The following is a 10,810-nucleotide window of genomic DNA, read 5'->3' as shown; positions in this document are numbered from 1 at the left end:
TCATCACCTCGATGGTGGCGGTCCGCTTGTGCGGATCCATCCCGATCACCACCCGTGGCATGTTCTCACTCATCGCATCTGCCCCCTTTCCCGGAGCCTGTCGAATCCGACCTTGGTTCGGGCATGGGGAGGGCACCGCTTCTACGAGCAGAGCATTCCCTTCTTGAGCCTCTCCCGCCCGTCTTCGGTGACCGGGGCAGCGCAGTCCAATTGAGAGTCACACGCGCGAACTACGTGGACAGCCGCGAACGAGAGCGACCACCCCGGACACCTGAACCGAGTCTCGGCCAAGACCCGATCTACCGTCAATGAAACTAGAAGCCGTGTCCGGCTCAACCCCGCTACCGGCCAGAACCCGACGAGACGGGAAGCCGCGACACCGCGCGTCAGCCGGCGATGAGCCGCTGGAAGTCGTCCTTCAATTCGCCGGCGGACAACCCGTTCCACACCACGCGCAGCAGCCGGTCCTCGCCGAAGCCAAGCACGTAGGTGCCGTGGTCCACCTCGTAGCCGCCGGACGGCAGCTGCTTGCCGTCGGCGATGTCGATGCCCAGGCTGAGCGCCGCTGGCTTGATGTCGTCGAGGCTGCCGGTGAGCCCCACGAACGAGTCGTCGACGCGGGACAGGTAGGTCTTCAGCACCTCGGGGGTGTCGCGCGCCGGGTCCGTGGTGACCACGATGAGGGTGATGTCGTCGACGAGGTCCTCAGGCAGCCGGCGCCTGGCCGTGGCCATGTCCGCCATGATGCCGGGGCACACGTCAGGACAGTTGGTGTAGCCGAAGAACAGCGCCACCGCTGTGGTGGTGGGACCGGTGGCCAGGTTGTAGGGCTGACCAAACTGGTCCGTGAGCGTCACGTCCGGCAGCGGGTTCCCGCCGTCGGCCAGCGACGTGCCATGCCACTCCCCTTGCCCGGTGTTGACGCTGGCCACCGGCCCGTCGTCGGCGGGTGAGCATCCCGCCACCAGGCCGAGCACGCCCAGGCCGAGCACGGACCGCCGACCGATCACCGGCGCGCCCGCTCCACGCCCTCGGCCAGCTCGTCGGTCAGCCGGCGCAGACGGGCCAGGTCCGTCTGCAGCTCCAGGCCGTCGGAGTCCAGGCACTTGAGCAGGGCCGAGCCGACGATGACCAGGTCCGCGTACCGACCCACCTCGGCCGCCTGATCCCCGTTGGACACGCCGAGACCGATGCCCACCGGGAGCCCCGGGTCGACGGCGCGGGCCCGGGCGGTGATCACCGGGGCGGCGTCCGAGGTGGCGGCCCGGGCTCCCGTGACGCCCATGACGCTGGAGGCGTAGACCCAGCCGCGACAGGAGGCCATGGTGAGGGCGATCCGCTCCTCCGTCGACGACGGCGCGATGAGGAACACCCGGTCCAGGCCGTGGGCGTCGGTGGCGTCGAACCACTCCGGGCAGTCGTCCGGCGGCAGGTCCGGGGTGATCACGCCGGCGCCGCCGGCGGCTGCCAGGTCCCGGGCGAACGCGTCCGGCCCGTAGGCCTCGATGAGGTTCCAGTACGTCATCACCATGGGCGTGGCTGTGGTCTGCGCCACAGCCTCCACTGCGAGGAAGGCGTCCTTCGTTCGCACGCCGCGCGCGCGGGCTTTGGCGGTGGCCTGCTGGATGACCAGCCCGTCCATGAGCGGGTCCGAGTACGGGATGCCGATCTCGACGATGTCCACGCCGCGACCCTCGGTGCCCTCGGTGATGGCCCTGACCGCCAGGATCGAATCCGCGACACTCGGGTACCCGACCGGCAGATACCCCACCAGCGCCGGGCGCCCCGTGTCGAGCGCCCTCGCGACGACCCGGCCGGAGATCCCCAACCGCGCCGGGTCCGTGAACTGGCTCATTCCATTCCCCCCACGGTCTGGTCCGGCACGCCGGTCAGGCCGAAGTATTCGACGGCGGTGGCCACGTCCTTGTCACCGCGACCCGACAGGCACACCAGGATGGAGGGCCGTGCCGACGGGTCCTCGGCCGCGATCCGCAGGCCGAGGCGTCGGGCGCCGGCCAGCGCGTGCGCCGTCTCGATGGCCGGGATGATGCCCTCGGTGCGGCTGAGCTGCTTGAAGGCGTCCATGGCCTCGTCGTCGGTGACGCCCTCGTAGACGGCGCGTCCGGTCTCCGCCAGCCAGGCGTGCTCGGGGCCGACGCCGGGATAGTCCAGGCCCGCGGAGATGGAGTGCGACTCGATGGTCTGCCCGTCCTCGTCCTGCAGCACCATGGTGCGGGCGCCGTGCAGCACGCCCAGCGACCCCGCGACGATCGTCGCCGCATGCCGCCCCGTCGCCACGCCCTCCCCTTCGGCCTCGAAGCCGTAGAGCTTCACGGACTCGTCGGGGATGAAGTCGTAGAACATGCCGATGGCGTTGGAGCCGCCACCCACGCACGCCGCGACATAGTCCGGCAGTGCGCCGTGGTCCGCAAGCATCTGCCCGCGAGCCTCGGTGGAGATGACCCGCTGCAACTCGCGCACCAGGTACGGGAACGGGTGGGGGCCGCCGACGGTGCCGATGAGGTAGTGCGTGGTGTCGACGGTGGTGACCCAGTCGCGCATGGCCTCGTTCATGGCGTCCTTGAGCGTGCGGGAGCCGGCCGCGACCGCGAACACCTCGGCGCCCAGCAGCTGCATGCGCGCCACGTTCAGCGCCTGGCGTCTGGTGTCCACCTCGCCCATGTAGACGCGACACTCGAGCCCCAGCAACGCCGCCGCCGTCGCCGTCGCCACGCCGTGCTGCCCCGCGCCGGTCTCGGCGATGACGCGCGTCTTGCCCATCCGCTTGGTGAGCAGCGCCTGCCCGAGCACATTGTTGATCTTGTGCGCTCCGGTGTGGTTGAGGTCCTCGCGCTTGAGCAGGATCCGGGCGTTGCCGCACAACTTCGAGAAGTTGTCCGCCACCGTGATGGGCGTGGGGCGGCCGGAGTAGTCGCGCTGCAGCCGGGCCAGCTCGGCCCGGTACGCCGGGTCCGCCTGAGCGTCCTCGAACGCGACGGTGAGCTCAGTCAGCGCGGCCTGCAGCGCCTCGGGGACGAAGCGGCCGCCGTAGCGCCCGAAGTGGCCCTTCTCGTCTGGCATGTTCATGCGGGAGACCTTTCTGCGGCGGTCATGAAGTCTGCGATGGCTCGGCTGGGGTCCCCGTGCCGGACCAGGGCCTCGCCGACGAGGATGACGTCGGCGCCCTGCGCCGCGACCGTCGCGGCATCGTCCGGGCGGAGGATGCCGGATTCGGCCACCCGCACCGGCCCGCCCCCGATGTGCGCCGACAACGCGCCGAAGGTGGCCAGGTCCACGTCGAGGGTCTTGAGGTTGCGGTTGTTGACGCCGATCAGCTCGAACCCGAGCGCCAGCGCCCGGTCCACCTCGTCGACGGTGTGCGTCTCGACCAGCGGGGTCATGCCCAGGTCTGCGGTCAGGGCGCCGAAGCGGGTGAGCTGCGCGTCTGTGAGCGCCGCGACGATGAGCAGCACCAGGTCCGCGCCGTGCGCGCGGGCCTCGAGGAACTGGTACTCCTCCACCATGAAGTCCTTGCGCAGCACGGGGATACCGACGGCGGCGCGCACGGCGTCCAGGTCCGCCAGGGACCCGCTGAACCGCCGTCGTTCGGTGAGCACGGAGATGGCGGCCGCGCCCCCGGCCTCGTACGACGCGGCGAGCGCCGCCGGGTCAGCGATGTCCGCCAGCGCGCCCTTGGAGGGCGAGGACCGCTTCACCTCGGCGATCACGGCGAGTCCCGGCGCCCGGAACCGCGCCATGGGGTCCAGCGCGGGCGCGGCCAGCTCGGCCTCGCGCATCACGTCCGCGAAGGGGACGCGCGCCCTCCGGTCTTCAAGATCCAGCCGGACTCCGGCGATGATGTCGTCGAGGACGGTCACGGCTGCCCGTAGCCCATGGCCTTCATGACCATGGCGACCACGCCGGCGATGAGGACGATCACTCCACCGGCGATGACGAGCGCCCAATTGGGACCCATCAGCGATCCGGCTGCCGCGATGATGAACCCGAGGGCGGCGATGCCCGCGGCGGTCCAGGCCATGGGGCTCTTGCCGTGGTGGTAGTACTGCGGGGTACGCGCCATTGCCGGGCCTTTCGTCGCTACTCGTGCTCGTGGCGAGACTACCCTGCGGGCCCCGCGCGGTGCACGTCCTGTTCACCTGTCGGGTCCGCGCCCTCGTCCATCGCCTTCCAGAGATCGACGGGGTGCTCCCCGGCGGTCCGCGGTCGCGCCACCCAGCCGGGCCCCCACCAGGCCATGGCCAGCAGACCCACCAGCGCCACCAGGAACCCGACGAGCGCCACCCACTGCCCGGCCTGACCCGCCCACCCGGCGGAGGCCACGGCGAGCACCACCAAGGAGGTCCCGAGGACCCGGAGCGGCACGCCTCGCAGCATCAGCGACAGGCCCAGCCCGGCGGCCACCGCCCAGGCCAGGGAGGCCACCCCGCTGCCGCCGGCCTGCGCCGAGAAGCCCGCGGTCAGCGCACCGGCCAGCGCCAGCAGCGTCACCGGCCACCGTCGCGTCACGCGGTGCCCATCGCCTCGGCACGCGCCAGCGCCGTGATCACGGCCTGCGCCTTGTGCCGGCACTCGGCGTCCTCGGTCTCCGGCACCGAATCCGCGACGATGCCCGCACCGGCCTGCACGTGGGCCACGCCGTCGGAGAGCACCGCGGTGCGGATGGCGATGGCGACATCCGAGTTGCCCGCGAAGTCGAAGTACCCGACGACCCCGCCGTACAACCCCCGCCGCGACACCTCCAGCCTGTCGATGATCTCCATGGCACGGACCTTCGGGGCGCCCGAGAGGGTGCCGGCGGGAAAGCAGGCCAGCACCGCGTCCAGCGCGCTGCGGCCAGGCGACAGGCGCCCTGAGACGGCGGCCTCGAGGTGCATGATGTGGCTGTAGCGGTGGATGTTCATGAACTCGTGCACCGTGACGCTGCCGGGCTTGCAGATCCGGCCGAGGTCGTTGCGGCCCAGGTCCACCAGCATGAGGTGTTCGGCCTTCTCCTTGGGGTCCGCCAGGAGCTCCTCGCCCAGCCTGCGGTCGTCCTCCGGCGTCGCGCCGCGGGGCCGCGAGCCGGCGATGGGGCGCGTGGTGACCAGGCCGTCCTGCACGGTCACCAACGCCTCCGGGCTGGATCCGACGACGTCGAAGCCGGGCAGCCGCAGCAGGTACAGGTACGGGCTGGGGTTGGTGAGCCGCAGCGCCCGGTACACCTCCAGCGCGTCGGAGGTGACGGCGACGTCGAAGCGTTGGGACACCACGATCTGGAACGCCTCCCCGGCGCGGATCTCCTCCTTGGCCTCCTCCACCATGGCCATGTACTCGGCGGACGTGCGCTGGCGACGGATCTCGGGCGTCACCGGCGCGCCCTCCTGCGCGGCCAACGACGGCCGGGGGGCGCGCACCTTCTCCGCCATGTCCTCCACGGCCGCGACCGCCCCGTAGTACGCCCGCTCCACGCCCTCGTCGGTGCCGTCGAAGTTGATGGCGTTGGCGATCAGCCACAGGTCTCCCGTGTGGTGGTCCAGCACCGCCACCTCGCTGGTGAGCATCATCACCAGCTCCGGCAGCTCGAGGTCGTCGACGGTGCTGTCCGGTAGCCGCTCGAGGCGGCGGACCACGTCGTAGCCGAGGTAGCCCACCATGCCCGCGTGGAAGGGCGGCAGGCCCTCGACGATGGGGGTGGCCAGCTCGAGCAGGGTGGCGCGCAGCACCTCCAGCGGGTCGCCGTCTCCGACGCCGACGAGGTGGTGCCCGATCCAGTGCGCCTTGCCGTCCTGCTCCGTGAGGGTGGCGGCGGTGCGGACCCCGATGAAGGAGTACCGCGACCACACGCCGGCCTCGGCGGACTCCAGCAGGAAGGTGCCCTCGCGGGCGCCGCACAGCGCCTGGTACACACCCACCGGGGTGACGTCGTCCGCCAGCAGCTTGGCGTACACGCTGATCACCCGGCGGTCCGGGGCGAGTTCGGTGAACTCCTCCAGCGACGGGGTGATCCTCATCAGAGCTCCCCAGCCGTGAGGGGGGTGAAGAAGCACGTCCGGTTGCCGGTGTGGCAGGCGGCCCCGACCTGGTGGACGCGCAGCAGCAGCGTGTCGCCGTCACAGTCCAGGGCGACGTCCACCACCTCCTGCGTGTGACCCGAGGTCTCCCCCTTGACCCAGTACTCCTGCCGCGACCTCGACCAGTACGTCGCCCGGCCGGTGGTGAGGGTGCGGCGCAACGCCTCGGCGTCCATCCACGCCAGCATGAGCACCTCCCCCGTCTCGGCGTCCTGGGCGACGGCGGGCACGAGTCCGTCGGAGTTGTACGCGATGGTGGCAGTCATGGGTGACATTCTGCCCTGCCTAAGCTGGGGGCCATGACCTTCGCCCAGCGCCAGCGCGCCGCCCTCGTCGACCTCCTGCGTGACCTCGGCCCCTTCGCCCCCACCCGATGCGGGGGGTGGCAGACCCAGGACCTCGCCGCGCACCTCTACGTGCGCGAGCACCGCCTCGACGCGCTGCCGGGCATCGCGGTGCCGCAGTTGGCCGGGCGCACCGAGCGGATCCAGACCGAGGAACTGCACCGCCTCGGCTACCCGGCGGTGGTCGACGCCGTGGCCCGCCCGGGTTGGATCATGCGGCCGCTGGACAAGCTGGTCAACACCAGCGAGCTGTTCATCCACCACGAGGACGTGCTGCGCGCCAACGACGGCGGCCAGGAGCTCACCGCCGCGGAGCAGCAGGAGTTGTGGCCGGTGGCGAAGTTGCTTGCCCGCAAGGCGCAGGTGGCCTACGGCGGGCGCGTACTGATCACCCGCACGGACACCGCGCAACAAAGTGCGCTCGGGCAGGGCAACCGCCCCATCCATCTCTCCGGCCTGCCGTCGGAGCTGGTGCTGCTGCTCAGCGGGCGTGACGCGGACGTCGCGGTGGGAGGTGAGCCGGACGCCATCGAGGCCTGGCGGGACGCCGTCTCGGTCCTCTGACCGGAAGGCGGCTCGCGTCTGCTCGGTCCGCGGTGGAAGATGAGGTATCAGGGACGCGACGGCTCGCTCTTTACCGGTGAAGTCCTGAGGTCCGATCCCCGGAGGTGCCCCATGTCACCCTCACCGCGCTGCATCCTCGATGCTCACGCCCCTGCGCGCCGCGCTCCCCATCGCGGGACGTTCGCGCCGCAGCCCTACTACGTCCCCATGCCCTACTACGTGCCGATGCCCTACTACGTGCCCATGCCCTACTACGGCTCGGCCCGGCGGCCTTCCAGACCCGCGACGTCCCTGGCCCCGGCCGGTCGGGCGCCGTGACGGCGACGCTGGCCACATCCGCCGCCGAAGCGTTCGTCGCTTTCCGCGAGGGAGACACTGCCCGGTTGGGCGAACTCGTGGCCCTCCTCACCCCGCCGCTGTGGGCGGTGGCCCGGTCCTCGGGCCTCACCCCTGCGCAGGCGGAGGATGTGGTGCAGACGGCGTGGCTCGCGCTCGTGAGCAAAGCGTCGACCATCGTCGAGCCCCAGGCCGTCTTCGCGTGGCTCCTGACCACGACGAAGCGGGAGGCCTGGCGCGCGGCGCGCGTGCCCGCCACGGCCGAGCTGAGCGACGCCGTGGCGGCGCGCGCCCCCACGCCTGATGCGGTGGCCGAGAACCACGACCTCAGCCGCCGCCTCTGGGCCCACGTCAGGCAGCTCAGCCCCCGCTGCCAGGCGCTGCTGCGCGTCATCGCGTATGCCGCCGCACCTGATTACGCCACCATTTCGGCCGCGCTCGGCATGCCGGTCGGCTCCATCGGCCCCACCCGGGGACGGTGCCTGGCCACGCTGCGCCGCGCGCTCGCCGACGATCCCTCCTGGAGCACCGCATGACCACCAACGACGCCCTGCAGCCCCTCGACGCGGACGACGTCGCCATCTTCGGCGCACTCGCCACCGCGCAGGCCGAGCTGGACCCGCTGCCCATCGGCATGATGGAACGCCTCACGTTCGCGCTGTCGCTGGCGCTGATGAACGCCGAGCTTGCCGCCCTGGACGGCCGGCCGCTGCTGGCGGCCCGGGGCCTGGACCCGGCGGTGACCGACACCGTCACCTTCACGGCCTCTACCCTCAGCCTCATGGTGGTGCTGAGCGAGGTCGACGGTGGGGTCCGGGTGGACGGCTGGGTCACCGGAGGCGGCGTCACGGTCGAGGCCCGCACGTCGGACACCGTCGACGTCCGCGTCTCCGACGCCACCGGGCGCCTGGTCTGGCCGTTGGTCCCCCACGGCCCGCTGCGCTTCCTCATCCAACCCACCCGCCCCGACCAGCGCCCCGTCGTCACGCCCACGATCGAGGTGTAGGTGATCGATTCCGCACCGGAGCTCTATGAACGGGCCCGTGCGACGCTCGCGGAGCACCGCACGGCTGAGGCGAGTGCGCTCCTGAGCCGGGCCGCGGGCGCATGCCCGCCCTCCGATGTGGAGCTGGCGCTGCGGATCCGGATCTCGAGGGCGTGGATCACGTTCGAGGAGCAGGGCTGCGCGCCGGCGCTGGAGGCGCTCAGCGCGGCCGCGGCGGAGGCCCGCGCGCGCGGGTTGCCGCACGTCGCGCGCACCGCGGAGGTCCAGGCCGGCAGCCTGCTCGCCCGCTCCGGTGACCGCCCGGCCGCCTGGCGCGCCCTGCGCGGCATCGACCCGGACTCCCTGGCCGCGCCGGACCGGATGAGGCTGCTGCTCAACCGCGGCACCATCGCCTCCGAGTTGCGCCGCTTCGACGAGGCCGCCGCGGACCTCTCGCTGGCCGCGGACCTGGCGGACGAGCTCGGCGTCCGCCCCGTGTCGTTCATGGCGCGGCACAACCTGGGCTGGGTCCGGTTCCTGCGCGGCGACCTGCCCGCCGCGCTGCGGGAGATGCATGACGCCGAGGCCCTCGACGTGGACCTGGATCGCTCCGTGGCCCGCCAGGACCGGGCGAGGGCGCTGGTGGAGGCCGGCCTCATCGACGACGCCCACGAACTCCTGCTGATGGCCCGCGAGGGCCGTCCGGGCGCCCAGCAGACGGCTGAGGTGGACCTGGATCTCGCCCGCTGCGCACTGCTGCTGGGACACCCCGACGAGGCGCTGGAGCGCAGCCGGGCCGCGGCCCGCGTCTTCCGGCGCCGCGGCGCCGACGGCTGGCACCGCCGGGCGGTGCTGCTCCAACTCATGGCCCGGCCGCGGATCGCGGCGGCCCGGGCGCTGTGGGAGGCGTCCCTCGAGGTCGGCGACAGGCTGACGGCCGCGCAGGCGGCGGCGGCCGGCATGCGTGCCCCGTCTGCCAAGGACGCCGACGTCGCGGATCTCACCCCCGACGTGGCGTGGCTCTCGCGCTCCCCCGTCGTCTCGCTGCGGCTGGCCGGGCTGGTGGCGCTGGCCACCGCCGCCGCCCGCCGTGGCGACGCCGACGAGGCGCGCCGGGTGCTGAGACGGGCCAACGCCACGCTGGTCCACTCACAGCTCGGGCTGGCCAGCCTGGACCTCCGCACCGCGTCCGCCCTCCACGGGGAGGCGGCCGCGGCGTTGGACCTGGAACTGGCCGCGCCCCGCGGGCCCAGCGCCCTCGTCGAGGCCGCCGAGCGGTGGCGCGCCGCCACCCGGCCCCAGCCGCGGGTCAGCCCGGCGGCGGACCCCCGCGTCCGGGAGGCAGCCACAGTACTGCGGCGGCTGCGCGCCGAATTCGATCCCGCGGGGCCCAGCGTCGAGGATGACACGCGGGCCATCGTCGCGGGCGAGCGCGAACTCCGCTCCCTCACCTGGGGCGCGGTCACAGACCTGCCGCCCACCGCCACCACACTGACCGCGGCGGCCCTGCGCCGCGCAGCACGCGCGCACGGCTGCAGCCTGGTGGTCACCATCCGGCGGGGCGACACCGTGATGGCTGTGGTGCTGGGCGAGGGCCCGGATGTCGTGCTGTCCCTGGGCTCGGCCGAGCGGGCCGCGGAGCTGGTGGAGGCCGCGCGGGCGGACCTCACCGCCCAGGCGAACCTGCATCCGGCCCACCCGCTGGCGGGAGCGGTCGCGGCGTCCCTGGACGCCCGCCTGGCCGAACTCGGCGGCCAGGTCGCGGCGCCGCTGGAGGCCCTGCCCGGCCAACTCGTCGTGGTCCCCACCCGCGTGCTCGCCGGCGTGCCCTGGCTGGCTCTGCCGCAGCTGCGGGGCCGGCCCGTCACCGTCGCGCCCACCGCCTCCAGCTGGGCTGCCTCCGGCAGGGTGGTGCACCGCCCGCGGGTGAGCGTGCTGATCGGGCCGGCGCTGCCGTTCGCGGCCCAGGAGGCGGACGCCATCTCGGGTTGCTGGCCGTTGGTGCGGGCCGTGGGATTCCCCGAGGCGCTGGCCGCCGACGACGTGGTGCACGTGGCGGCGCACGGCGAGCACCGCGGCGACAACCCTCAGTTCTCCAGCCTCCTGCTCGCCGACGGCCCGGTGTTCGCCCACGAATTGGAGGACATCGCGCTGCGGGCCAGCCACGTGGTGCTGTCCGCGTGCGAGGTGGGGCGCGCCACGCACCGGCCCGGCGACCAGCCCCTCGGCCTCACCGCGACCCTCCTGTCCGCGGGCGCCGTCTGCGTCATCGCCCCCGTCGCCCCCATCGGCGACGAGTTGGCGGCCGCCGTGATGGCCGCCTACCACGCCGAGCTCTGCGGCGGGGCCGACGCAGCGACGGCGCTCGCCAGCGCCACGCACTCCCACCCGAGCGCGGGCGCCTTCGTGTGCTTCGGCGCCCCGTGGCGCGCCACCGTCTGACCGGAGTCGCGACGTATCACAGTGCGCCGTTGGCCCTCCTGTCTCATCGACGGTGCACTGCGCATCGA

The 10,810-nt window shown here is 72.8% G+C and carries 13 protein-coding genes; 5 read left to right on the top strand and 8 right to left on the bottom strand.

The genetic code is table 11. From position 1 onward, the window contains the following. Positions 1 to 386: 386 nt before the first annotated feature. The 8 genes from ACZK5N_RS12025 to hisI are packed head-to-tail and all read right to left on the bottom strand — an operon-like array spanning position 387 to position 6,346. Positions 387 to 1,010: an SCO family protein gene (locus ACZK5N_RS12025; RefSeq protein WP_463625019.1), complete on the bottom strand. Its 624-nt coding sequence runs from the start codon at positions 1,008 to 1,010 to the stop codon at positions 387 to 389. After that, a complete protein-coding gene (gene trpA, locus ACZK5N_RS12020; RefSeq protein WP_459019668.1) occupies positions 1,007 to 1,855 on the bottom strand; it encodes a tryptophan synthase subunit alpha in 849 nt (282 codons plus the stop codon). Before trpA ends, ACZK5N_RS12025 begins: the two co-directional genes overlap by 4 nt. Beyond that, positions 1,852 to 3,087: a tryptophan synthase subunit beta gene (trpB, locus tag ACZK5N_RS12015; RefSeq protein WP_463625018.1), complete on the bottom strand. Its 1,236-nt coding sequence runs from the start codon at positions 3,085 to 3,087 to the stop codon at positions 1,852 to 1,854. The genes trpA and trpB overlap by 4 nt, the downstream gene beginning before the upstream one ends. Further along, positions 3,084 to 3,878, bottom strand: a complete 795-nt coding sequence (trpC, locus tag ACZK5N_RS12010; RefSeq protein ID WP_463625017.1) for an indole-3-glycerol phosphate synthase TrpC — start codon at positions 3,876 to 3,878, stop codon at positions 3,084 to 3,086. The genes trpB and trpC overlap by 4 nt, the downstream gene beginning before the upstream one ends. Further along, complete coding sequence (locus tag ACZK5N_RS12005; protein WP_459019665.1) at positions 3,875 to 4,081, bottom strand: HGxxPAAW family protein; 207 nt, start codon at positions 4,079 to 4,081, stop codon at positions 3,875 to 3,877. Before ACZK5N_RS12005 ends, trpC begins: the two co-directional genes overlap by 4 nt. Positions 4,082 to 4,119: 38 nt before the next feature. After that, positions 4,120 to 4,527, bottom strand: a complete 408-nt coding sequence (locus tag ACZK5N_RS12000; protein WP_463625016.1) for a hypothetical protein — start codon at positions 4,525 to 4,527, stop codon at positions 4,120 to 4,122. Next, entirely contained in the window at positions 4,524 to 6,011 is a 1,488-nt protein-coding gene (locus ACZK5N_RS11995) for an anthranilate synthase component I (protein WP_463625015.1), read from the bottom strand. Before ACZK5N_RS11995 ends, ACZK5N_RS12000 begins: the two co-directional genes overlap by 4 nt. Continuing rightward, complete coding sequence (hisI, locus tag ACZK5N_RS11990; RefSeq protein ID WP_459019662.1) at positions 6,011 to 6,346, bottom strand: phosphoribosyl-AMP cyclohydrolase; 336 nt, start codon at positions 6,344 to 6,346, stop codon at positions 6,011 to 6,013. The genes ACZK5N_RS11995 and hisI overlap by 1 nt, the downstream gene beginning before the upstream one ends. A gap of 24 nt (positions 6,347 to 6,370) precedes the next feature. On the opposite strand from hisI, the gene ACZK5N_RS11985 reads away from it, so the two are divergent. The 5 genes from ACZK5N_RS11985 (at position 6,371) to ACZK5N_RS11965 (ending at position 10,742) form a co-directional block, all read left to right on the top strand. Next, on the top strand, positions 6,371 to 6,979 hold the full coding sequence (locus ACZK5N_RS11985) for a TIGR03085 family metal-binding protein (protein WP_459019661.1): 609 nt from the start codon (positions 6,371 to 6,373) through the stop codon (positions 6,977 to 6,979). 111 nt (positions 6,980 to 7,090) lie between these two features. Further along, on the top strand, positions 7,091 to 7,297 hold the full coding sequence (locus tag ACZK5N_RS11980; protein ID WP_459019660.1) for a hypothetical protein: 207 nt from the start codon (positions 7,091 to 7,093) through the stop codon (positions 7,295 to 7,297). Further along, complete coding sequence (locus tag ACZK5N_RS11975) at positions 7,294 to 7,851, top strand: RNA polymerase sigma factor (RefSeq protein ID WP_463625014.1); 558 nt, start codon at positions 7,294 to 7,296, stop codon at positions 7,849 to 7,851. Before ACZK5N_RS11980 ends, ACZK5N_RS11975 begins: the two co-directional genes overlap by 4 nt. Further along, positions 7,848 to 8,321, top strand: coding sequence for a hypothetical protein (locus ACZK5N_RS11970; protein WP_463625013.1), 474 nt, complete (start codon positions 7,848 to 7,850; stop codon positions 8,319 to 8,321). The genes ACZK5N_RS11975 and ACZK5N_RS11970 overlap by 4 nt, the downstream gene beginning before the upstream one ends. Then, on the top strand, positions 8,322 to 10,742 hold the full coding sequence (locus tag ACZK5N_RS11965; RefSeq protein ID WP_463625012.1) for a CHAT domain-containing protein: 2,421 nt from the start codon (positions 8,322 to 8,324) through the stop codon (positions 10,740 to 10,742). It begins immediately after the preceding gene. The last annotated feature ends 68 nt before the right edge of the window (positions 10,743 to 10,810 follow it).

The organism is Tessaracoccus pujii (assembly GCF_055326215.1).
This window is presented reverse-complemented; position numbering and strand designations above follow the sequence as displayed.